Source organism: Brevibacterium sp. FME37 (assembly GCF_014897485.1).
Taxonomy (GTDB): Bacteria; Actinomycetota; Actinomycetes; order Actinomycetales; family Brevibacteriaceae; genus Brevibacterium.
On record NZ_JABUYE010000003.1, the window covers coordinates 36,323 to 59,433 of the forward strand.

The following is a 23,111-nucleotide window of genomic DNA, read 5'->3' on the forward strand; positions in this document are numbered from 1 at the left end:
CCGGTCAGCTCTGAGGTCTCACATCTCTTCGTGAGTCAGCGGATCCCGGTCCTTCATCCGACCGCGCTCGAGAGCGGAGATCGCGTCCACCTCGGCGGGAGTGAGGGTGAAGCCGAAGATATCGGCGTTGAGCCTCTGCCGATCAGGGGTGGCCGACTTCGGGATCGGCAGGCTGCCGACCTCGAGGTGCCAGCGCAGGACCACCTGAGCCGGCTCGACCCCATGAGCCTGAGCCGCCTCGGCGATGGGGGCCTCGTCGAACAGGCCCTGGTCGCGGTACAGCGGTGACCAGGATTCTGTTTGGACGCCGATGGATTCGTGGAAGGCGATGAGCTTGCTCTGCGGGAAGTAGGGGTGGAGTTCGATCTGGTTGACCGCCGGAGTCACCCCGGTCTCCGCGATGAGCTGTTCGAGCATGGGCTCGGTGAAGTTCGAGACTCCGATCGAGGTCACCAGGCCGCGTTCGCGCAGTTCGATGAGTCCGCGCCAGGTCTCGACGTATTTGCCTACGCTGGGGTTGGGCCAGTGGATGAGATGAAGGTCGATGCGCTCGAGTTCGAGCCTGGCCAGAGATTCCTCGGTGCTGGCGATCGTTTCGTCGAAGCCGTGGTGACGCCCCGGAACCTTGCTCGTGATGAAGAGCTCGTCCCGACCGACCTTGGAATCGATGACGGCCCGACCGACTTCGCGCTCATTCTCGTAGTTAACTGCAGTGTCGAGGAGTCGGTATCCGTTGTCGATGCCGGCGATCATCGCGCCGATCCCCTCGGCGTCGCGCATGGCGTATGTGCCGAGGCCGATCTGGGGGATGGTCGCCCCGTCGTTGAGTTCAAGGGTCGGAATCGCTGAGCTGTGCTCTGAAGTGGACATGCCCCAACCCTATGACCGCCGAGGTGGTTCGGGCCAGAGGGTGATCAGACCACGAGTCCGTTCGGAGCCTTCCCGTCGAGAACGTCGATGACGGCCTGAGCTGCCGCGACCCCGGCGCGTTCCCTGGATTCCAGCGTCTGCCCGGCGAGGTGGGAGGTGATGACGACGTTGCTCATTGTTCGCAGCGGGTTGTCCTCGACAATGGGTTCGCGTTGCAGAACGTCGAGTCCAGCGCCGGCGATCTCGCCGTCATTGAGTGCTTGGACGAGGGCAGCTTCGTCGACGAGGGAGCCGCGGGCCGTGTTGACGAGGATCGCGGAGTTCTTCATCGCAGCGAAGCTCGCCGCATCGATGATCGGATCGCCCTTACCGGCTCGGCTGTGAAGAGTCAGGTAGTCGGCGAAGCTGACCATGGTGTCGAAATCGGCGAATTCGATGCCCGACGACTGTTGGGAATCGGGGTGGGCGGTGGAGACGAAGACACGCATCCCCAGCGCAACACCGAGTGCGGCGATCGCCCGCCCACTGGGACCGTAGCCGATGACGCCGAGCGTCTTGCCCCGCAGCTCGGTCCCCGCCTCGCGGGGCCATCCGCCGTCGGCCACACCAGGCAGCACGATGTTGAGCCGGCGAGCGCAGGCGAGCATGAGAGCGAGCGCCATCTCGGCAACAGAGTGGTGGTTGACCCCTGGTGTGTTGCACACGCGGATGCCGATCTCGGCCGCCGCATCGGTGTCGACGTTGTCGTAGCCGACACCTGCCCGGGCGATGACCTTCAACGTTGGGGCGGCCGCGAGCATGTCGCGGGTGACCGGCTCACTCGCAGCAATTGCACCGACGGCCCCCTCGAACAGGGCCAGCTTCTCTTCCTCCGTGCGAGTTCCACCCGCTGGCGAGTAGACCGGTTCGAGGCCGCGTTCGCGCAACATCGTGTCAACGGTGTCGCCGGGGTGAAGATAGTCGGTGGTGATGACGATGCGATTGCTCATGTGTTCGAGGATATCCGGCGTACTGTTCAGACGTGAACGAAACTGTCTCCGCTCAGGCGCGATCCAGATGGATCGCAGTCGGCTCGTGGATTCTGCTCGGCACTGCCGTCCTCGTCGCCGCTAGTGGACTGCTGCCGTTCGACGATTTGATCGATCTTGCGGTCACGACCGGGCCGGTGCTCGTCTTCGTCATCGCCATGACCATCGTGGCCGAGCTGGCCAGTGCCGCTGGGGTCTTCACCGTCATCGCCGAGCAGTTGGCGGTGTGGGGACGTAGGAGAGTCGCTCTCCTCTGGGCCTTCGTGCTCATCATGGTCACTCTGACTACTGCCTTCCTGTCGTTGGACACCACAGCTGTGCTCGTGACCCCCATCATCGTGCTGCTGGCACGTCACGTCGGCCTCTCTCCCCTGCCCTTCGCTCTGGCCGCCGTGTGGCTGGCCAATACCGCATCCCTCTTCTTCCCGGTGTCCAATCTGACGAACCTGTTGGCTGCCGATGTCTTCGGCGAAACCCCGTTCGAGTTCCTGTCAGCACTGTGGGCACCGGCGCTGACCGGAGTGGTCATCACGACCGGAGCGGTGTCGATCATCCACAGGCGATCGTTGGCTGGCCGGTTCGAGCTGACGGATCGCACTCGGCTACCGGACCGTCAGCTGTTCATCGTCAGCCTCATCGTCGTGTGCCTGCTGCTGCCGGCACTGGTCTCGGGCCTGCCGGTGTCGATCGTTGCGGGGGTCGCGGCAGTCCTCCTACTGGGTGCATTCGCCGTCCGGAATCGCCGATTCTCTCAGGAGAGCCGGACACCTCTGAATCTCGGGCTCGTACCGTGGCGGACCATCGCGTTCGCGGCCAGCCTCTTCATTCTCGTCAGAGCAGCAGAGGCGCATGGTCTCGCCTCGAGCCTGACCGCGGCGTCAGGCACGGGCGATGGCTTCGAGGACCTGCTGCAGCTCGCTGCGGTCGGGGCTCTGGGTGCCAACGCGGTGAACAATCTGCCGGCCTACCTGGCCTTCTCGTCGATCGCCGAGAGCCCCCTGCGCATGGGAGCTCTGCTTATCGGCGTCAACCTCGCGCCGCTGGTCTCGCCGTGGGCGTCGCTGGCGACGCTCTTGTGGCATCAGCGGCTGACGAAGATGGGCGTGAGAATCTCCTGGGCGAGATTCGCTCTCCTCGGCCTCGGCCTCACCGTGGTCATGGTGCCCACAACGACATTCGCGTTGTGGCTCAGCAACCGGTGAAGCTCAGCGGACTTTCCTCACTGCGGAAACACCTCGGCGACTATCTGCGATTTACCGCAGTCACCTCACTTCAGGCCGCCGAGCACCTCGTTGAGTGCCTCCGTCGCCGAAGGGTGGGTGTAGATCGTGTCGCGCAGCTCGGTGGCGGTGACGTCGTGGCGCATCGCCAGGGCCACGGTGTTGATGACCTCTTGTGAGTGCACGTGTACGAGTGCGGCACCGAGGATGAGGTCCGTCTTCGCATCGACGACGAACTTGACGATGCCGCGGGGGTCGCCCTCGATCTTCGCACGGGGTGCTGCTGCGATATCGGCCTGGAGCTTCGCGCCGACCTTGATCTCATAGCCCTGTTCGCGCGCATCCTTCTCACTCAATCCAACGCGGGCCACGGGTGGGGTGAGGAACATCGTGTACGGCACGGAACCGCGGTCCTTCGTCGATCGCTTCCCCTCACCGAGCAGCTGGTCGGCCAGGATGCGGTTGTCATCGAGGGAGATGTAGGTGAACATCGGCCCGCCGTTGACATCGCCGAACGCGTACACGCCCTCGGCTGAGGTACGCAGGTGCTCGTCGACGGTGATGAAGCCGCGCTTGTTCGTCTCGATACCGGCCTTGTCGAGGCCCAGGTCCGCGGTGGCGGGCTTGCGACCGACGGCCAGGAGGACCGCCTCGGCGTCGATGGTCTTCGTCTCTCCATCGATCTCGTAGCTGACGGTCGCGGCGTCGGCTCCGTCGCTGACTGCGGTCACCGAAGCATTGTTGATGATGGTGATCCCATCATCGGCCAGCGCCGAGGCGACTACCTCGGCAACGTCGTCATCCTCGCTGGCCAGTGGGCGGGGCCCGTGGTCGAGAACGGTGACCGCGGAGCCGAAGTGGGTGAACATCGAGCCGAACTCGAGGCCGATATAGCCACCGCCGACGATGACGAGGCGCTCGGGGAACGGGGTCACGTGCTGCAGTGACTCGGAGTCGTGGATGCGACCGCCCAGCTTGGCACCGTCGATCGGTGGGATGTTCGCGACCGAGCCGGTGTTGACGACGACGGTGTCGGCGGTGATCGTCATCGTGTCATCGCCGCCCGTCACGAGGACTTCGCGTTCGCCGGTGAACTCGGCGCGGCCGGAGACCAGGAGGACCGAGTCGAGGTCGGCGAGCATGGAGGAGTTCTTCTTCCGCATCGCACCGGTCAGGGTGTCGCGGCGTTTGACGGCCCTGGCGAAGTAGTCGGCCGTGTCGTCGGAGTCGCGCTTGTTCTCTGCGTCATGGACGAGGATCTTCGTGGGGATGCAGGCGATGTTGATGCAGGATCCGCCGATCATGGCATCGGATTGTTCGACGACGGCGACGCGCTTTCCGGCTCGAGCCATGGTGCCGGCCAGGGTCTTGCCGCCTTTGCCCCATCCGATGACGAGGAGGTCTACGTGTTCGTGCTGATCAACTGTGTTCTCGACCATGATCGGTTCCTTCCAGCAGATGATTCGGTCTGGCCAGACTACTCCGGCCAGGTAAAGCTCAAAACTCGCCGAGGTGACTCGATGTCAGGGCCATCGAGCTGGGATTGCCGCGGGTGGAGTTCATCGTGAAGCTGGCCTTCCACGGGAGGTAACGGTCATCCGAGGACTCGATCAGGTCGCCGGTGCTCGTGAATGCGCGACGTCGAACCCGCAGCAGCGGCGTGCCGACCGGGACCTCGAGCAGAGCGGCGTCGTCCTCATTGGCTCCGATCGCATCGATGGTCCGCGACGTTCGGCTGATGTCGACACCCTGGTCGATGAGCTCCTGGTAGATCGAGCCGGAGTCGGTGTCGAAGGCGAGCACATGACGCCCGACTTCCAGTGGATAGTTCAATCGCTCGACCATGGTGGGCACATCGTCCATGAGGCGGAGCCTGAAGACTGAGACGACCGGGTCTCCGTCTGAGATCCTCAGGCTCGCGGCCAGTGACTTCTCGGCGGGCCTGCGGGTGACCCACTGGGTGCGCTGACCTGGAACGATATCAGCATTGTGGCACCACTGGGAGAAGGAGATGATGTCGTCGAAGGACTGGGTGGGCACATTGTCGAGGACGACCGTCCGACGCCCTCTCCCGGAGGAGATCAGCCCCTCGGTCCGCAGGGTCGACATGGCCTGCCGGACGGGGCCGCGGGAGGTGGTGAATTTGCGGGTCAGCTCCGCCTCTGAGGGCAGCTCGTCGCCGGGCTGGAAATACCCTTCGCGAATGGCTGTTCGCAGGTAGTGGGCGATCTCGTCGTATTGCTGTCGCGTGCGTTGCTGTGTCATCTGTACAGGTCTCGTCTGCGTCGGGGATGAGGACAAGTGCTTCCAACTGTATTGCTGTGCCTGCAATGCTGTGCTGCTCGGGCGGCGGCATCTCCTACTTCCTATCCGTCTCGGATGAACCGGGAATGCCGCCCGCAGGGAACAACGCCAACTTCAGGTGAACAATCACCGAACTTGTACATACATGTGCTCAGCGTACGGCAACAAGCGGACAGGATGGGGACATGCCGAAAACTGATCTCATCATCGTCGGCTCAGGAATCCTGGGCCTGGCCACCGCATTCCTCGCACACCGACAGGGCCGTACCGTCCGCATCATCGACCGCTCTGCGCGACCTGTCGGCTCCTCCATCCAGAACTTCGGTCACGCCTGCTTCACCGGGCAGGCCGATGAAATCCAACCCTTAGCCATGGCATCTCGTGCCGGCTGGCAGGAAGCTGCCGCAGCAACCGGGATCTGGGCCGCCGAAACCGGCACATTCGCCCCCGCCATGACCGAGCCCGAGCTTCGCATCCTGCAGGAATTCGCCGCCCACCGAGGCTCGGATCAGGTGCAGATGCTCGATGCCGGGGAGGTCGCCGACGCCATCGGCAATCCTGATCTTCGCGCCATCGGCGGGGCCCACCTGCCCCTGGACATGCGCGTGAACCCGCGTGAGGCCGCACCTGCGCTCGCGACGTGGCTGGCCCGCGAGTGCGTCGAGTTCGATTGGAGCACCACCGTCACCGAGGTGGCCGGAGGCACCGTGTCCACCAACCGCGGGGACTTCCACGCCGATCAGGTCGTCGCATGCCCCGGCCTTGGCCTGTCCGCCCTGTTTCCCGCCATCGCCGACGCCCATGAGGTGCGGATCTGCACCCTGGTCATGTCGCTCATCGACCGCCCGCAGCACCTGCCCTCTGGGTTCGCAATGTTCACAGGCACCTCGATGGCCCGCTACGACGGCTTCGCCGCGATGCCGGGAGCCGCCGCCCTGCGTGAGGATCTCGCCCAGCGTGAGCCGGAACTCGTCGACGCGATCGCCAATCTCATGGTCACCGACATACCGGGCGGACTGCTCATCGGGGACTCGCACGCGTATGACTTAAGCCCCGAGCCCTTCATCGACGAAGGCATCGCGAACCTCCTGCTGGACAGGGCCACCACCCTCCTGGGCATCGAGGAACCTGTCGTTCTCCAGCGCTGGCTCGGGCAGTACACGAACAGCACCAACACCAACCTCATCCTTGAGCGCCCCGACGACCAGACAACGGTCGCCGCGGTCACCTCGGGGGTGGGAATGACCCTGTCATTCGGCATCGCAGGACGCATCCTCAACGACCTCCCACTCGACAGTGGTGCCGGAACTGGAGCGTCCGCAGAACCCGAACCTCTCGCTGAGACGACAGCCACATTCACGACGAGCACCCCAACCGCCGATGAAGTTGTCATGTCCGCCCGATGAACAGGCACGAATTGTATAGACATGTCGTTTCGGGTTGTCGAAGAATGAAACCAAACGATCACCCCGACCACTCGAAAGGCAAGCCGCCCATGGCTCTGTTCCCACGCTTCGGCTCCCGTCCGATCCGATCTCGCACTGCTCGTGCCCGCACCGTCCGGTCTCTCACGGCCGCAGCACTCGCACTTCCCCTGCTCGCCGCCTGCGGCTCGGCCGACGGCGATGACGACACCATCACCTTCGCCGCAGTCCCGGCCGAGTCCTCCTCCACTCTGGAATCATCCTTCGACGATGTCACAGCTCTGTTGGAAGAGGAGACCGGCAAGAAGGTTGAGTTCGAGAACGCCTCCGATTACGCAGCGGTGATCGAAGGGATGCGAGCCGGCCAGATCGATGCGGCCTCATTCGGCCCCTTCGCCTATGTCATCGCCAAAGACTCCGGCATCGACATGGACGCTGCCGCGGCTCCGGCTCACGACGCCGACAAGGCCCCGGCCTACACCTCGCTTGCCTATGCCAAGAAGGGCTCGGGCATCAAAGGTCTGAGCGACCTCAAGGGCAAGAACGTCTGCTTCGTCGACAAGGCCTCCACCTCGGGCTACCTCGTGCCGATGAAGGGAATCATGGACGAGGGCCTCGACATGAACAAGGACATGAAGCAGACGCTGACCGGTGGCCATGACGCCTCGCTGCTGTCTCTGGACTCCGGGGAATGCGATGCGGCCTTCGCCCACGACACCATGCTGAAAACACTTGAAGACTCCGACCAGGTGAAGGCGGGCAGCCTGGAGGCCGTGTGGGAATCCGACCCCATCACCGAGGACCCCATTGCAGTCAACAACGAATCCCTAGATCCCGAGCTGGCCAAGCAGATCACCACTGTTCTGCGCGAAAAGGCCAACATCCCAGCGATGATCGACGCCGGCGTCTGCTCCTCCGAAGATGACTGCGTCCTGCCCGAAGAGATCGAATACGGCTACGCCGAGGTCGACGACTCCGACTTCGATTCCATCCGCGACATCTGCGACGCCACCAAGGCAGACGCCTGCAAGAGCATCGGCTAGGAGAAGCACCCATGAGCATCCATCGACACACCACCAGCACCAAGACCGCTGAGCTCCAGCGAGAGATCGACGATATCTACTCGGTCCAGCTCGACCACGTGACCAAGGATTTCGGCGGTGGAGTCCTCGGACTCGATGACGTCAATATCGGGTTCCGCACCGGCAGGGTCACCGTTCTGCTCGGCCTGTCGGGATCGGGTAAGTCGACGTTGCTGCGCCACATCAACGGTCTGCACACCCCCACCTCGGGCACGGTGCGTGTCCTGGGCCAGGACGTGGGCTCAGTCGGGAAACGAGGGCTGCGGGAGCTGCGCCGCAACATCGGCGTGATCTTCCAATCCTTCAACCTCGTCGGTCCGATGTCTGTGCTGGAGAACGTCTGCGCAGGACAGCTCGGCTCGTTGAAGGGACCGCGCATCTCGCTGATGATGTACCCGAAGTCCGTGCGCCGGGAAGCCATCGAAAAGCTCGACCGCGTCGGCCTGGCCGATCGCGCCTACCAGCGTGCGGACACTCTGTCGGGAGGTCAGCAGCAGCGCGTGGCCATCGCCAGGGCGCTCATGCAGCACCCCACGGTGCTGCTGGCCGATGAGCCTGTGGCCTCTCTCGATCCGGTCTCCGCACTCGACGTGATCAACCTGCTGCGCCAGATCGCCGAGGAGGACGATCTCACGGTCATCGCCTCACTTCACCAGGTTCAGCTCGCCATCGACTTCGCCGATCGGATCATCGGGCTGCGCAGCGGTCAGGCGGTTCTCGACCGCACAACCCAGGGCCTGAGCGCCGAGGAAGCGTCGACGATCTATTCGAGCGTCTCCGGCATGGACATCGCCGAGGCTGGGCCCGGTTCCGCGACGACCGCCACCGGTGTTGTGCGCACCCCGATGTCGAGTGGTGTCACCCGCTGATGTCCACCCTCATCGAGGCCCCATCCGAGGTTCGCGAGGCGCCGGCACGTCCACGTCCGGCCGGGTCGCGCATCGCCGCCACGATCGTGATGATCGCCTTGGTCATCTGCGGCGTATGGTCCGTCGGCGCACTGGGCATCGATATCGGCACGATCGTCGATTCCGTCGACAATGCGGCAGACTTCTTCGCCCGCATGTTCCCTCTCGACTTCCCACCGTTGGCAGAGACCCTGTCGTTGGTGTTCGAGACCTTGGCGATCGTCTTCCTCGCGACTCTGCTTTCGGCTGCCCTGTCCATCCCGGTGGCCCTGGCCGCTGCCCGAGCCACTCGCTGGGGAGTCACCTCGCAGTGGATCGCTCGTGGGCTGACGGTGCTGGCACGTGCAGTACCTGACCTGGTGCTCGCGATCATCTTCCTGCGCATGTTCGGCCTCGGAGCCACTGCCGGCATCATCGCCATGGGCATCCATTCGGTGGGCATGATCGCCAAGCTCTACGCCGATGCTATCGAGGAACTCGACGACGGCCCACGCGAATCCGTGGAATCCCTCGGCGGCAGCCGTGCTCAGCAGATCATGGCGGCCATCCCCCAGACGCTGATGCCCCAGCTCATCGCGACGGCGCTGCACCGCTTCGACATCAATCTGCGCACTTCTGTGCTGCTGGGTTACGTCGGTGTCGGAGGCATCGGTCTGGCGATCGCTGATTCCCTGCGCACGCTGGACTATCAGCGGGGCATGGCTCTCGCGGTGCTCGTCCTGCTCCTGTGCATCGGCATCGAACTCCTCTCCGGCGCTATCCGCGCTGCGCTGATGAAGTCAGCCGGGCAGAGGATCACCGGCGGCACGTGGGTCGATCGCCTGCTCAACCACGGCCGCGAGCCCGGGGTCAACGATCTCCACCTGACACCTCCGTGGAGTTCGGCCCGCCTCAAACGCTTCCTCTCTGTCGTACTGATCGCGGTCTTCACCGTTACGGCCCTGTGGCGCGTGGATGTGTCCTGGTCGGCGCTCATGCAGGGGCTTCTCGACCTACCGAAGACCTTGGCGCTGTTCTTCCCACCTTCGTCCGGCGAGTCCATGTCCAACCTCTTCGAACAGCTGCTGGTCACCGTTCAGATCTCGCTCGCGGCCACTCTCATCGGCGCCGTTCTGGCCTTGCCTATCGGCATCCTCGCCGCCCGCAATGTCGTGGCGAATGCCTATGTGCACCAGACTTTTCGCGTGGTCATCGTGATCGTGCGCGGCATTCCCGAGCTGATCCTCGCGATCATCTTCGTCGTCATCTCCGGCCTGGGTGAGGTTGCAGGAACGCTGGCTCTGTCGATCGGCGCGATCGGCCTGCTCTCGAAGCTCATCGCCGATTCCCTGGAAGAGACCGACACCCAGGTGCAGGAAGCGATGCGGGCCACCGGTGCCAGTGACGCCCAGGTGTTCTTCTCCGCCACGCTGCGCCAGGCGGCCCCGGCCTTCGTTGCCCACACGATGTATCTGCTGGACAACAACATCCGCTCGGCCACGCTGCTCGGAGTCGTCGGTGCCGGAGGCATCGGATTCCTGCTGCTCAACGCCTCACGGGTCAACCAGTTCGACGTCGTCACCATGGTGCTCATCCTCATGGTCGCTGTCGTCCTCGCAGTCGAAGCATTGTCGATGTGGCTGCGCAGGGTCATTCGCTGACGTCCAGGCCATTTCACACAACCGATTGCATACCCCTATTCCACACACTTCGGCCTCACACACCCTGTTCCTGATAACCCACACACTGTGTTCCAGATAGAAGGAGAAACATCATGATTGAACTCGCCATCTTCGACATGGCCAGCACCACCATCGACGACCGAGACGAGGTCTACCGTGTTCTGCGGGAGGCCACGGAACGTGAAGGTGCGGACTACTCGGACGAGGTGTTCCAGAAGTGGATGGGCACGGAGAAGAAGTGGGCGATCGAAAATCTTCTCCGCCTCGGCGGGGTCGAAGTCGATGCCGAGCTTCATGAGCGGGCCTGGGAATGGTTCCGGCAGGAGCTGCGCCGCACCTATACCGACAATCCGCCGAAGCCGCTGCCCGGGATCGAAGAGGCGCTGACGACCCTGCGCGAGCAGGGCATCAAGGTTGGACTGACGACTGGGTTCGCTCGGGAGATCGCCGATCTCATCTTCGCATCCATAGGATGGAAGCAAAGCGAGACCTTCGACGCTTCGTCCTGTGGTGATGAGGTCGAGGCCGGGCGGCCAGCACCTCACATGATCGAGACCGTCATGGAGGAACTCGGTGTCGAGGACACGGCGGCCGTCGTCAGCGTCGGCGACACCTCGGCGGACGTGCAGTCGGCCCTGCGCGCCGGTGTGGCCTCGGTGGGTGTGCTCACCGGACACCTGAGCAGGGACGATTTCGAGGCCGAGGGTGCGCACCTGGTGCTCGAGTCCGTTGCGGTGCTCCCCGATGCTCTGGCCGACCTGCCGATTGCAGCCTCAGTTCCGGTGAACCAGTGACGGCGCAGGTTCAGACGCGGGTTCAGCCACAGTCTCAGGATGAGGCTTCCCCGGCCGATACCTCGGCGGGTACGAAGGCCTCGGCGGATGCTGAGGGCCCCGCGGAGACGGCCCAGGCCGTCGTCTGGCTCGGTGGGGATCAGTTCGAGACTCAGTCCTTCGTCCTCCAGGAACTGGCCGAGGGTGAGAGCCTCATCCGGCTGACCACCGCTACCGTCTGCGGCTCGGATAGGCACACCGTGCGCGGGCGTCGCCCCGGAGCATACCCCTCGGTGCTCGGACACGAGGGTGTCGGCGTGGTCGAGGATTCGCGGGGTGGGATCGCGCTCGGACAGCGCGTGGTCTTCTCGGTCACCTCGGTCTGTGGGAAGTGCGAGAACTGCAGGCGCGGACTCAGCGCAAAATGTCAGTCGGTGGCCAAGGTCGGTCACGAATCCACCGACAGCGGCTGGGCCTTGTCCGGCACCTACGCCTCACACATCCACCTTCCTGCCGGCGTGGCAATCGTCCCGGTGCCGGATTCGGTGCCCGACGCCGTAGCCGCCACGGCAGGGTGCGCCGTCGCGACCGTCATGGCGATGTTGGAGGCCGCGGGAGATCTGAAGGGAAAGCGTGTGTTCGTCAACGGTCTGGGAATGCTGGGGCTCACCGCGGTAGCTGCCTCCCAGTCCCGCGGCGCCGCCGAGGTGCTCGCCTTCGACCCGACACCGCGGCGCCAGGACCTTGCTCTCTTCGCCGGAGCGAGCACGATCGTGGAAGAGGAGATGCCTGCGGATGTCGATGTTGCTCTCGAGCTCTCCGGCACCACCTCGGGCGTAGAGACCTGTGTTGCCAGCCTGGGAATCGGCGGTACCGCAGTTCTCGCCGGAAGCGTGAGCCCGGGGCCGAACATCGAGATCAGCCCCGAACAGCTCGTGCGAGGTTGGCGCACCATCACCGGTGTACACAACTTCGAACCCCACCACCTGCAGGAAGCCGTCGACTTCCTGGCTGCTGACGGCGGGAACATGCCGTGGGAGAACATCCTCGGCGGCCCGATCGAGCTGTCGGACCTGCCGCAGGAATTCGCCGAGCCGAGTCCGGGGTTGCGAACCGTGGTGAAGATCGGGCAGTGAACTCATGTGACCTGTCGAACCAGAGGAAGTCCGAGTTCGACAGGTCACATGAGTATTCACATTCAGAATCCAGCGACGAGAGCGACTCGTCTAGGCCCAGAGGCTTGCCAGCGCCTCCTTGTACACCTTGCGAGCCGCAAGTGCCTCATCCATGGTCACCTCGACGAAACGGGTGACCGTCCCGGGAGTCGCCCGAGCGACCACATCCATATCCGCGCTGATGACGGTGCCGACCATGGCATATCCGCCTCCTGACACCGCATCTCGGTGCAGAATGATCGGCTGCGTACCACCAGGAATCTGAATCGAACCGACGGAATAGCCGGCGTCGACGATGTTGGACGGATCTGAACCAGCACCGAAGGGCTGCTCTCGCTCCCGCCATTCGACTCCGGGGCCCTTGTACCGAAGCCCTGCCCGATCCGCCACAGGCGTGAGTGACCACTCTTCCTCGACCAGATTCCTCTTGCCCTTGTCGGTCAGCCGAAAATCATACAGTCCCATGAGCACTCGCAGCTCCTGCTGTTTCGAGAACTCCGGACGTGCCTCGACGGGCACCGATTTCTGCGGCACCGCATTCAAGTCTGCGGTGGCTGGTCCGACAGGCAGAACATCACCGGCTTCGAGCTTTCGACCGTCGAAACCACCCAGTCTGCCCAGCGGGTAGGTCGAGCGCGATCCGAGCACAACCGGCACATCGATTCCACCGTGAACCGCAATGTAGAACCGTGCGCCCTGCGTCATCATGCCGAATTCGACTGTTCCACCAGAAGGAACGGTCAGAGTCTCCCACATGGGAGCCGACTCACCATTGATCGTGATGCTCACCTCGGCGCCTGTCACAGCGATCACAGATTCCGCATCGAAGCTGAGGTTCGATCCCATGTACGTACATTCGAGGACGGCCTCATCGACGGTGTTGGCCACGAGCATATTCGCGGCCTGCGAAGAGTAGGCGTCCAAGCAACCGCCTTGCGGAAGCCCCACGTTGTAGTAGCCGAAGCGCCCCTGATCTTGGACCGTTGTGGACAACCCTGGTGTGAGAACTTCAATCGACATTGAGCGCCTCCATGAGCACGTTGTTGTAGGCAGATCCCTCGTCCAGAGCTCGCTTCAGATCGAAGGTCACCGGAGTCTGCTTGAAGGAGAAGGTACCCTGCTCCACCTGTTCCTGAATCTCGTAGTATTCGGCCTCTTCGATCGACCTGAATTTCACGATGTCTCCTGGCTTGAAGAAGATCATAAAGTCAGCAAAGTCCGGTCCCTGCTGCTGCGGATCGAAGATGGGCGCTGCGGCAACTCCGAACATCTGGTATCCACCTGCACCGCGTACCGAATAGAGCGCGCAGAAGCATCCACCGTGCCCGATCGTGAGTTTGGGAGTATCGGTGCGAGGTGTCAGGTATTTCGGAACCTGGAGTTGGTGCTCGCGGTCCACAAGTTGGTACATGAATGGCAGTCCGGCGACGAATCCGACCATCGTGACCAACCATGGTGAAGAATGGTGGGCCTCAATGAATGCTTCTGCACTTTCGAGCTCGTTCACTGCCGCTGCATAGTCGAGGTCGGTGCCGCTGGGATCTTGGTGGTAGCCCTCGCGGAATCTCTCGACGACTTCGGCCGTGAACGGATCCGAATACCAGACAGGGACTTCGACGATCCGAGTCTCCAGGGTTGTCGTGTCGGAGTGAACGACACCTTCCTCGATGTCGCGGATGATCGTCTCCAGTGAGTTCGGAGCGATGACATCGGGATCAAATCGAACGAGCAGCGAGGCGTTCGCCGGGCACAGCTCGATGATTCCGTCGAGTTTCTTCTCCGCAAGCCCTCTGCCGATGAGCATGGCCCGAAAGTTTGCCTCGAGGCTCATCTCTTCCGAGATTTCGACGAAGAGGAACTCATCCCCGCCGAAGGTGTACCTCGCCTCTGGAAGCGTGGTGGTGGACTTCGTTGTCATAGCTTCTCCATTTCCAGATCTGTGTTTTCAATGAATGCGGAATAGTGCTCGACGCTGGCGAACTCGCTGCGTTCGATCAACAGCCGAAGCAATGGAACCGTCGTCTTCACTCCGGTGATCTCCAATTCCGAGAGTGCGCTGCTCATCTTCTCGATTGCCGATGCCCTATCTGAGGCGTGAACGATGAGCTTCGCGAGCATTGAATCGTAGAAGGGTGCTACGACTCCGCCTTGCGCGAATCCCGTGTCTACACGGATTCCATCACCGGTCGGCCAGTGCAGTCCGGTGATTGTGCCTGGCGAGGGCAAGAAGTTGTTCGCCGGGTCCTCGGCGTTGACACGAACTTCGATCGCGTGGCCGTCGAAGGAGACATCGTCCTGGGTCAGTGACAGTCCCTTTCCGTCAGCGATGCGGAGTTGCTCGGCGACGATATCGATGCCGGTGATGAACTCGGTGACCGGGTGTTCAACCTGCAGCCGCGTGTTCATCTCGATGAACGCAGCGGTCTCCTGTGCTGGGTCGTAGAGAAACTCCACAGTCCCAGCGCCCTTATAGCCTGTGCGCCGGGCCAGTTCGACCGACGAGCTATGGATCACCTCGCGCACATGTTCCGGAATGCTCGGTGCTGGGGTTTCTTCGATGACCTTCTGCTGTCGCCTCTGCATCGAACAGTCGCGATCGCCGAGGTGGATGTAGGTGTTTCCATCACCGAGGATCTGTACTTCGACGTGACGAGCGTGGGTGACGAATCGTTCCATGTACAGTGCGTCGTCACCGAATGCTGCGCCGGCTTCTGCCCGAGCGATGTCGATGGTTTCGAGAAGCTCGTCCGCTGACTCGACAAGTCGGATTCCGCGCCCTCCACCGCCGGCAGAGGCTTTGACGACGAGGGGAAAGCCGATGTCTTCCGCCAGCGCACGAGTGTCGCCGTCCGGGTCCAAGACACCTTCCGACCCTTTCAGAGTCGGCACACCAGCAGCTACTGCTGCGTTCCTTGCCTGGGCCTTGTTTCCCATCAGTCTGATCGATTCGGGGTCCGGGCCCACCCAGGTGATTCCAGCGTCGATGACCATCTGGGCGAATTCAGCGTTTTCGGAGAGGAATCCGAATCCCGGGTGAAGTGCGTCCGCTTTGGACTCGACGGCGGCCTTGAGCACTGCGTCCTTGTTGAGGTAGGACGCGGTGGCTGGTGCAGGTCCGACGAGAGTTGTCTTGTCTGCCAGCTCGGTGGCTAGCGATTGGGTGTCAGCCTCGCTGACTGCCAGGACGGTTTCCACACCCAAGGCCCGGGCGGTTTTGATGATGCGTGCTGCGATTTCGCCGCGATTGGCGATGAATAGCCTGTGCATTTTCATGTCCTCCTGACTCAGGCTTCGTCAATGACTGCGATGACATCGCCAGGGTTGACCATGCCTTCGTTGTCCACCTTGAACTCACGGACTGTGCCAGCGACGTCTGCTTTGACCTCACTGAACTGCTTCATGATCTCAACGATGCCGACGGTCTGACCGACCTCGACTGCGTCACCGACAGAGACGAAATCGTCTTTCCCCGGAGCCGGCTTGCGGTAGAAGATTCCGGGAAGCGTGGAAATGATGTCTGCCATTATTCATCCTTTGATTGATTGGCACTGACCCAGGTGGTCCTCGGACAGTGGTCGAGCTTGGCACTCAGGTGTGCCGCCGGTAGTCGCTGAGTGAGGCGGTTGAAGTCACTTGCCCGATTCAGCCGAGTTGATCGCCGCACGAACGGCGCGCACCACCTCGGCGGCGTTTGCGGGGTCGGAGTGAACGCACACACTGTCGAATTCGATCGGAAGCGTGTTGCCATCGTTGGCTACGATCGTCCCTGTCGTCAGAGCGGACGTGATGCGGTCAGCAGCAGCGCTGGGTTCAGCGGGTTTGGGTGATCGCTCGATGACCAATTTCCCCTCACCGTCGTAGCCGAGATCGACGTAGATCTCACCGACGAATGGCACTCCGACCTCATCACACACCTGTTTGTGAAGAGTGTTGGCCAGGCCGAAGATCGGCACGCCGTGGACCTTCGCGACACGTGCAACCGCAGCCATGAGGTCCGCCTCCCTGGAGATCATTCCGTACAGGGCACCGTGCGGCTTGATGTGGCTGAGCGCAAGTCCGTACCGTGTCAGGAACGCGCTGAGGGCACCGACCTGGTAGGTCACGATGTCCTCTACCTCTGCTGCGCTCATCGACATCTCTCGCCGACCGAAGCCCGCCAAATCCGGCAGCCCGGGATGGGCGCCGACCATGACATTATTGGCTGCAGCCAGTTCGACGGTGCGGTTCATGATATGAGGATCCGCGGCGTGGAATCCGCACGCCACGTTTGCCACGTCGATGAGCTCCATCAGCTGAGCGTCATTGCCGAATTCATGCAGCCCGAGGCCCTCGCCCAAATCTGCATTGATTGTGATTGTCATTATGCACCTCCGACTCTCAGCCTAGGGAAGTCCGGAGTGATGGGCCTCACCAGATGGATGAAATATCGGCATCTTCGTTGTGCATTTTGCACTATTTCTCGTAAGTTGTCGCTATGCGCATCCTCGACCTCATCACAGATCCTCAGCTCCGATTGGAGTTGGCGACACCCAGCCATCACATCGAGCTCGAGTCTCCGATCATCTCAGCTGTGGCGACAGAGTCCATTGATCCTGCCGCATATCTGAGTCCGGGAACTCTGATCCTCACGACCGGAATGGCACTGAATTTCGATGATCCGAGGATCTGGGACGCATACATCGAAAGGTTGGTTTCCGCGGGCGTTCCTGCCCTGGCATTCGGGGTGGGCAAACCGCACATCTCAGTCCCTCATGGACTGCTGGCGGCTGCCCGCGACCACAAACTGCCGATTCTCATCGTGCCGGGGGATGTTCCCTTCCTGCAGCTGCAGAACCTGGTGGTCAGAGCACTGGCAGAGGAAGAATTCCAGGCTTCTCACCAGGCATGGAGCATCGCTGAGGAATGCACCGATCTCGCCACCCAAGGGGCATCATTCGGTAAGCTCCTCGACCACGTCGCAGAGCGCACCAGCGTTGCACTCAGGGTTGTCGACGATGCTCAAGCAGTCTTCGCTCTGGGCGGACATGACGTCACGGACGATGCTTGGGCTCTCGGACAGGGCACGTTCTCACTGCCTCTCAGCGTAGGAGACGGGGACCGGTGGGAACTGGAATGCCTGCCGAATGACAGAACTCTGCAAGGACAGAACCGTGGTGGCAGCGGCCGCCGAGCGAACACTCACATCAGCCGGCTGCGGACGGTGCTGTCTCCTGCCGCCGCCGTCCTGGGAATGACACTGTCGCACAATCTGAGTTCAGGCCTGTGGGCCTCCGGTGATTCAGCAGGTCTGCTGACTGCCCTGCAGCGCACTGACGAACAGGCAGACGGAGCGATCAAGCAGGCACTGCATGACCACGGCATCGATTCGACCGTGGGACTGCGTCTCATCAGCATCCGTGCCAGCTCCCCCATCCGGCTCCACATGCTGGCCTGGAGGCTCACCGAACTGGTGGAAACCACTGCGACAGCGATTCCCATGGATCTGACGAACTCCGTTCTAGTCCTCATCGCACCACGCACCGGACTCCGCTCGGAGACGGTCCGTCCGGAGACGGGTGACGGGGCCAGTCAGGAACCGTACCTCGACCAAATCCCACAGACGGTCAATGCAGAGGCCGGCGACAGCATGTACATCAGCGAACCGCTGGAACACATTTCGGAGCTGAGTCTCTTCACGGCCATCTATTCGGCGAGGCGCAATCGCCCTGCAGCAGACCAAGGTGTTCGTTTCACAGGGCCGCCCGAACTCTCAGATGTCGTCGCACTCATCCCCATGTCCTATTCCTCGGCCATCTCCGCAGCAGTGCTCAGGCCTGTCCTCACTGCCCCGGACTCGCAAGCTCTGCTCGAATCCTTGGCAGCCTTCATCGAGACAACGTCGGTGGCGCAGGCCGCGGCCGTGCTGAGGATCCACCGAAACACTGCCCGTTACCGTCGTGCTGAGCTCGAGAACAAGTTGGGTATTGATCTCTCCAACGGACGAGATCGCAGCATGTGCGCTCTCGCCTTAGCGCCCCTCAATCCCTAGCCCCGAGCCGTCTCCAGATCCTCGCGGAAAGCACGTCCAGCGGCACCGATATCTCCCGCCGAGGTGATGAAGCGGAACCCTTGTTCTTTGCGAGTTTTGGCTTCCGCACCATCACCGCAGTGGATGCCAGGTATGACGCCGGCTGCGTCAGCTGCCGTGCGGATCCGGGCGACCGCCTCGGCGTGGGCATCATTTGGCTGACCAGGAAGTGCGTCGACTGCGAATGCGAGATCAGCAGGTCCGACGTAGACGCCGTCGATTCCGGGAACTTCGCAGATTTTCTCGACGTTCGCCAGACCTTCCTTGTTCTCGATCATCACGAAGAGCAGAGGGCGCTCGTCACGGGTGTCCTGGACCGCGTTGTGCATGAGTTCAGCGGTCGGACCCCAGGAGCGGTCGCCGCCGCGGCTAGGGTAGTCGAGTGCGGAAACGGCAGCTTCGGCCTCGGCGACCGTGGACACGAGCGGCACGATGACGGCTTCGACGCCGGCGTCGGCGAGCATGCCGATCTCGGTGAAGCGGTTCGCCGCAACCCGGGCAGTGACCAGGGCGGATCCGCTGGCACGGATGGCATCTGTGAGCCGCAGAACGTCAGTCGGGCGGGTGAAACCGTGCTGCATATCGAGGCACACGTAGTCATACCCTGCGGCCGAGCCGATCTTCGCGAGCTCCTGGCTCGTCGACATCATCCATAGTCCGTTATAGATCTCTCCGGCGGCCAAGCGAGCGCGGTGGGTTTCCAGTGCTTCAGTCATATGTGCATCGAATCACATCGGCACTTCCAGACGCCATAGGTGCCCGGCATCCGGATGGGACCTCCATCGGCGCCCTACTGATCGTCTTGCAGTGCTCCGACCACACGGTGTCGCGAGATGGCGAATGGTCCGCTGCGGCCCACTTCGATGAGTTCGAGGTCGAGTCGGCGCGGCAGCAGGTGCCGTCCTGCACCCAAGGTCACTGGTGCGGTCCAGGTGATGATCTCGTCGAGGAATCCTTCGTCGGCGAATTGACCGGCGAGGTCCCCGCCGCCCATCACCCACAGGTCATGATCCCCTGTCGCCATGCACATCTGAACGTAGTGATCGGCGATTGCCCCCCCCCTTGGCGAAGCGGATGTCCGGATTCTCGTCGCTCAACTCAGAATCCTTCGCGGGCAGGGGCAGTTCCCTATGCGTCATCACCCATGCAGGCATGGAGTACGGCCATGGTCCGTCCAGGTTGCGCAGCAGCCATTCGTAGGTCGTGGCACCCATGACGATCGCACCGATTCCGGCGAAGAACGCCTCGTCAGGTTCCTCATTCGGCTGCCGCAGCAGCCATTCCAAGGAGTCACTCGGGTCGGCGATGTATCCGTCAAGAGTCGTTGCTGTGTAGTAGACGGTGCGAGGCATGAAGTCTCCCCGCTGCAGGTCGTGGTCGGATGGTGCCCCTTCGCTATCATCCTATTGACCCGCGACCTTGGGCGCCTCACTCCACTTGATGAGTTACGATCCCCTCGGACACAGTCAGCAGAACCTGTCCCTGCCCCAGCTCTTCCGGTGGGGCTTCGAGCGGGTCAACGTCGAGGACCGTGAACGTCGCGGGAGCACCGACGGCAAGGAATCCGCCCTCCTCACCGATCGCAGCAAACGGCTCGGTCGTGTAGCCAGCCAGCACCTCGGCGGGGGTGAGCCCCTGCTCCGGCAACACGGGAGTAGCCTCAACGTCCTCAACCGGGCGTCGCAGCTGGGCATCGGCCATGATCGGCAGCACCTCGAAAGGCGCGACCGGATAGTCCGATCCCAGGGCCAGCACTCCCCCGGCATCGATGACATCACGAGTGCACCAGGCGCGGGCCGCGCGCACCTCACCGAGGCGACGCGACCAATCATCGCTGCCGTCGGCCGCGGTGTAATGGGTGCAGTGCGCAGGCTGCATGCTCGCAGCGATTCCCGCCGCACCCATCTGGTCGATGACGTCCTTGGCGACGGATTCGATGTGCTCGATCCGGTGCTGCACGCCGGTCTTGGGCAACGCCGCCAGGGTCTCGACGACTTCACGGATGCCGCGTTCGCCAATCGCATGGGTTGCGGTCGGAACTCCGGCGGCGTTGAGTTCGCGGACGCGTACCGCATAGTCGTCGATGCCGCCCCACGCCGAGGTGGTCGATTCGCCCTTCGAATCCGGGGTCTCGAGCCAGGCAGTTCCACCTTCGACGGTGCCGTCGATGAAGAGCTTCGCTCCCCCGATGCACCACCGCTCACCATGCCGACCTTGAGAATCGATGAGTTCACTCAGCTGTGCATCTGTCGTTGCGGGAGCGCACCAGGGCGAAAATCTCAGTTTCACTGGCAGCGGTCCTCGCGCCTCGGCGGCGGTGAGGAGGTCGATTGTCTCGGGATCGTTCATGTCCATCACGTGCACGGCGGTGATTCCTTGCACGGCCATCGCAGTCAACAGCGTGATGAGCGCGTCCACCTGTTCCTCAAAACTCAGGGCGGGAATGAGCTCACGGATCTCCTCCATTGCCGCGAACTCGAGCAGGTGCCCTGTCGGTCTCCCCATGTCATCGACGACGATGGAGGAATTTCCGGGGTAGGTGCGCTCCTCGGCTACGTCGGCAGCTGCCAGTGCCGCGTCCGAGGCGATCGCCGAGTGGGCGTCGAAGAGGGACACAAATGCCTTCCGATCGGTCCCGATGGCGCGGTGGATGACGGAATTCGCGATCGCCTCGTCAGCGAAGACATTCGGGTCGAGACCCCAGCCGAGCACCCACTCCTCTGAGTCCGAGGACGCGGCCTCTGCACGCAGTGCCGCGATGACCTGGTCCTGGTTCTTGCAGGCGGTGAGGTTGACTCCTCGGGTCATCGACAGGCTCATCATGGGGTGGGCGTGCGCGTCGGTGAATCCCGGGACGATTGTTCCGGGGACATCAATGATCTTCGTCGCCGAGGTGGCTGTTCCGTCGATTTCGGATCGATCGCCGATCGCGGTGATGACTCCGTTTGCCACTGCAATCGCCGAGGCTGCCCCAGCCTCTCCTGCCACGTTGCTCGGGCCCTCCGCATCACCTGCTTTGGGGGCCATCGTGTGCACGTTCCTCGCACAGATAATGAGGTCTGGGATCGTACCTGTCGTCACTGCTGCTCCTTGCTTGTCATTGCTGGTTCGCTGTCGATCGTGGGTTCTTCGGCGAAATTCAAGATCGGCACCGGACGACGGAAGAAGCTGGTCCTGAACAGCAGGATCGCCACACCGATCACGGCCCAGATGCCACCGATCACCCAGGTGAAGGGCTCCAGCGATGTCCACAGCCAGATGCTGAGTCCGAAGCCGATGAGCGGCATGACCCCAAAACGGATGATGCCCCATGGACTCCGATATGCCTCGCCGGACGCGGGGAAGATGTAGGCGCGGATGACGGAGAGGTTGACCATGCTGAAGGCGGCGAGCGCACCGAAGCTGATCATGAACGCGGCCTGGTCGAGGGATAGGAACAGGCAGGACAAAGCCACAATCGAGACTGCGGTGGTCGCCACTGCCGGGGTCTTGAAACGTGGTGACAGCTTGCCCAGAACTCTGGGCAGAGTGCCGTCGCGGCCCATGGAGTACAGGATCCGTGACACCGATACTTGCCCGGCCAGTCCGGAACCCAGGCAGCCGGCGATCGAGGAGATGACCATGACGATCGCAAGTGCCTGTCCACCGACGTGATCGGCGAGGACCACACCAGCCGCGTCGAGGAGCTGCTGCGGGACGCTGCTCCAGTCGTCGGGATGGTAGGCAAGCGCACCCACCCAGGACACGAGGATGAAGATGCCCCCGCCCAGCAGTGTGGTGAGGATGATGGCGCGCGGGATATCACGCTTAGGGTGCTTGGCTTCTTCGGACAGCGTAGACACGGCGTCGAAGCCGAGGAACGACAATGCGAGGATGCCGGCGCCAGTGAGGATCGGACTGAAGCCCTCGGCACCGAAGGTGAAGGGTTCGAGGAGTCCGGGTGCCGAGGGGTCGTTGATGGCAGTCTTCAGCGCGAGGATCGCGAACACGATGACCGTGGCCACGGAGATTGCAATGGTGGCGATGTTGAAGCGGTTGGCCATCTTGATGCCGAGCACGTTGAAGACATAGATGATGATCACAGCAGCCAAGGAGAACACCTGAGTGGGGATGCTCGGGAACTGGGTGCCGACGTAGAGGCCGAGGATCATGAAGTTGATCATCGGGATGAAGAGGTAGTCGAGCAGCAAGAGCCAGCCGGTGAGGAATCCGGCTGTGCCACCGAATGACTGCTGGACGAAGGTGTAGGCCGAGCCTGCGACTGGAAATCGGTGCACCATCGCTGCATAGCTCAGGGCTGTGAAGATCATGGTGATGAGCGCGACGACGTAGGCCAGCGGAAGGTGCCCGTCGGTGACCTGGTTGACGATTCCGTAGGTGGTGAACACCGTGGCGACTGCCATGTAGGACAGTCCGAAGAGTGTGAGTCCGACGAGCCCGAGGGCTCGTCTCAACTGTGGGGGCGATTCCTGAGCCACGGTGCTCTCCTTCGAGTCGAACTGCGTCTGGGTCGGCACCGGATCGGATCCGTAGAGGACCATCTCGGCACCGGCGTCGACCTTAATACTAAATCGGTTTAGTGATGTGCGCAACAGTGAT

At 62.5% G+C, this 23,111-nt stretch carries 22 protein-coding genes; 8 read left to right on the forward strand and 14 right to left on the reverse strand.

Annotated elements, in window-relative coordinates; all coding sequences use genetic code 11:
- Positions 1-18: 18 nt before the first annotated feature.
- Both INT29_RS04295 and INT29_RS04300 read right to left on the reverse strand, forming a co-directional pair.
- A complete protein-coding gene (locus INT29_RS04295; RefSeq protein ID WP_193070832.1) occupies positions 19-870 on the reverse strand; it encodes an aldo/keto reductase in 852 nt (283 codons plus the stop codon).
- A gap of 44 nt (positions 871-914) precedes the next feature.
- Positions 915-1,859, reverse strand: a complete 945-nt coding sequence (locus INT29_RS04300) for a phosphoglycerate dehydrogenase (RefSeq protein ID WP_193070833.1) — start codon at positions 1,857-1,859, stop codon at positions 915-917.
- A 32-nt stretch (positions 1,860-1,891) separates the two neighbouring features.
- Here INT29_RS04300 and INT29_RS04305 point away from each other — a divergent pair, with 32 nt between their 5' ends.
- Positions 1,892-3,100 carry an SLC13 family permease gene (locus INT29_RS04305; RefSeq protein WP_319020835.1) on the forward strand — a complete coding sequence of 403 codons (1,209 nt, stop codon included), beginning with the start codon at positions 1,892-1,894 and terminating at the stop codon, positions 3,098-3,100.
- Between the two features lie 65 nt (positions 3,101-3,165).
- Here the strand turns inward: INT29_RS04305 and INT29_RS04310 are convergent, their stop codons facing one another.
- Both INT29_RS04310 and INT29_RS04315 read right to left on the reverse strand, forming a co-directional pair.
- The gene (locus INT29_RS04310; protein WP_193070834.1) at positions 3,166-4,557 is read right to left on the reverse strand and encodes an FAD-dependent oxidoreductase; all 1,392 of its coding nucleotides are present in this window, start codon (positions 4,555-4,557) and stop codon (positions 3,166-3,168) included.
- A 58-nt stretch (positions 4,558-4,615) separates the two neighbouring features.
- A complete protein-coding gene (locus tag INT29_RS04315) occupies positions 4,616-5,383 on the reverse strand; it encodes a GntR family transcriptional regulator (RefSeq protein WP_101570148.1) in 768 nt (255 codons plus the stop codon).
- 224 nt (positions 5,384-5,607) lie between these two features.
- Here INT29_RS04315 and INT29_RS04320 point away from each other — a divergent pair, with 224 nt between their 5' ends.
- From INT29_RS04320 to INT29_RS04345, 6 genes are all read left to right on the forward strand, one after another.
- Positions 5,608-6,828, forward strand: coding sequence for a TIGR03364 family FAD-dependent oxidoreductase (locus tag INT29_RS04320; protein ID WP_193070835.1), 1,221 nt, complete (start codon positions 5,608-5,610; stop codon positions 6,826-6,828).
- 44 nt (positions 6,829-6,872) lie between these two features.
- On the forward strand, positions 6,873-7,889 hold the full coding sequence (locus tag INT29_RS04325; RefSeq protein WP_226841620.1) for a phosphate/phosphite/phosphonate ABC transporter substrate-binding protein: 1,017 nt from the start codon (positions 6,873-6,875) through the stop codon (positions 7,887-7,889).
- An 11-nt stretch (positions 7,890-7,900) separates the two neighbouring features.
- Positions 7,901-8,797: a phosphonate ABC transporter ATP-binding protein gene (phnC, locus tag INT29_RS04330; RefSeq protein ID WP_193070836.1), complete on the forward strand. Its 897-nt coding sequence runs from the start codon at positions 7,901-7,903 to the stop codon at positions 8,795-8,797.
- On the forward strand, positions 8,797-10,476 hold the full coding sequence (gene phnE, locus INT29_RS04335) for a phosphonate ABC transporter, permease protein PhnE (RefSeq protein WP_193070837.1): 1,680 nt from the start codon (positions 8,797-8,799) through the stop codon (positions 10,474-10,476). The genes phnC and phnE overlap by 1 nt, the downstream gene beginning before the upstream one ends.
- 113 nt (positions 10,477-10,589) lie before the next feature.
- A complete protein-coding gene (locus INT29_RS04340; RefSeq protein WP_193070838.1) occupies positions 10,590-11,291 on the forward strand; it encodes a phosphonatase-like hydrolase in 702 nt (233 codons plus the stop codon).
- Positions 11,288-12,406, forward strand: a complete 1,119-nt coding sequence (locus INT29_RS04345; RefSeq protein ID WP_193070839.1) for an alcohol dehydrogenase catalytic domain-containing protein — start codon at positions 11,288-11,290, stop codon at positions 12,404-12,406. The genes INT29_RS04340 and INT29_RS04345 overlap by 4 nt, the downstream gene beginning before the upstream one ends.
- Before the next feature lie 90 nt (positions 12,407-12,496).
- Here the strand turns inward: INT29_RS04345 and INT29_RS04350 are convergent, their stop codons facing one another.
- The 5 genes from INT29_RS04350 to pxpA form a co-directional block, all read right to left on the reverse strand.
- A complete protein-coding gene (locus INT29_RS04350) occupies positions 12,497-13,465 on the reverse strand; it encodes a biotin-dependent carboxyltransferase family protein (protein ID WP_193070840.1) in 969 nt (322 codons plus the stop codon).
- Positions 13,455-14,363 carry a 5-oxoprolinase subunit B family protein gene (locus tag INT29_RS04355; RefSeq protein ID WP_193070841.1) on the reverse strand — a complete coding sequence of 303 codons (909 nt, stop codon included), beginning with the start codon at positions 14,361-14,363 and terminating at the stop codon, positions 13,455-13,457. Before INT29_RS04355 ends, INT29_RS04350 begins: the two co-directional genes overlap by 11 nt.
- Complete coding sequence (locus INT29_RS04360; protein WP_193070842.1) at positions 14,360-15,712, reverse strand: acetyl/propionyl/methylcrotonyl-CoA carboxylase subunit alpha; 1,353 nt, start codon at positions 15,710-15,712, stop codon at positions 14,360-14,362. The genes INT29_RS04355 and INT29_RS04360 overlap by 4 nt, the downstream gene beginning before the upstream one ends.
- A 17-nt stretch (positions 15,713-15,729) precedes the next feature.
- Complete coding sequence (locus tag INT29_RS04365) at positions 15,730-15,969, reverse strand: acetyl-CoA carboxylase (RefSeq protein WP_101570140.1); 240 nt, start codon at positions 15,967-15,969, stop codon at positions 15,730-15,732.
- 105 nt (positions 15,970-16,074) lie between these two features.
- A complete protein-coding gene (gene pxpA, locus INT29_RS04370; protein WP_193070843.1) occupies positions 16,075-16,806 on the reverse strand; it encodes a 5-oxoprolinase subunit PxpA in 732 nt (243 codons plus the stop codon).
- A gap of 113 nt (positions 16,807-16,919) precedes the next feature.
- Here pxpA and INT29_RS04375 point away from each other — a divergent pair, with 113 nt between their 5' ends.
- Positions 16,920-18,473: a PucR family transcriptional regulator gene (locus INT29_RS04375; RefSeq protein WP_193070844.1), complete on the forward strand. Its 1,554-nt coding sequence runs from the start codon at positions 16,920-16,922 to the stop codon at positions 18,471-18,473.
- On the opposite strand, the gene INT29_RS04380 is transcribed toward INT29_RS04375, so the two are convergent.
- The 5 genes from INT29_RS04380 to INT29_RS04395 form a co-directional block, all read right to left on the reverse strand.
- Positions 18,470-19,228, reverse strand: coding sequence for an HpcH/HpaI aldolase family protein (locus INT29_RS04380; protein ID WP_193070845.1), 759 nt, complete (start codon positions 19,226-19,228; stop codon positions 18,470-18,472). The two genes, INT29_RS04375 and INT29_RS04380, sit on opposite strands and share 4 nt — an antisense overlap.
- A 74-nt stretch (positions 19,229-19,302) precedes the next feature.
- Complete coding sequence (locus tag INT29_RS20565) at positions 19,303-19,536, reverse strand: dihydrofolate reductase family protein (protein WP_319020836.1); 234 nt, start codon at positions 19,534-19,536, stop codon at positions 19,303-19,305.
- Positions 19,517-19,864 (reverse strand): hypothetical protein, encoded by a 348-nt coding sequence (locus INT29_RS20570; protein ID WP_319020837.1) that lies wholly within the window; start codon positions 19,862-19,864, stop codon positions 19,517-19,519. The genes INT29_RS20565 and INT29_RS20570 overlap by 20 nt, the downstream gene beginning before the upstream one ends.
- Positions 19,865-19,940: 76 nt before the next feature.
- A complete protein-coding gene (locus INT29_RS04390) occupies positions 19,941-21,593 on the reverse strand; it encodes an amidohydrolase (protein WP_193070846.1) in 1,653 nt (550 codons plus the stop codon).
- On the reverse strand, positions 21,590-23,104 hold the full coding sequence (locus INT29_RS04395; protein WP_226841622.1) for an APC family permease: 1,515 nt from the start codon (positions 23,102-23,104) through the stop codon (positions 21,590-21,592). Before INT29_RS04395 ends, INT29_RS04390 begins: the two co-directional genes overlap by 4 nt.
- Positions 23,105-23,111: the final 7 nt, after the last annotated feature.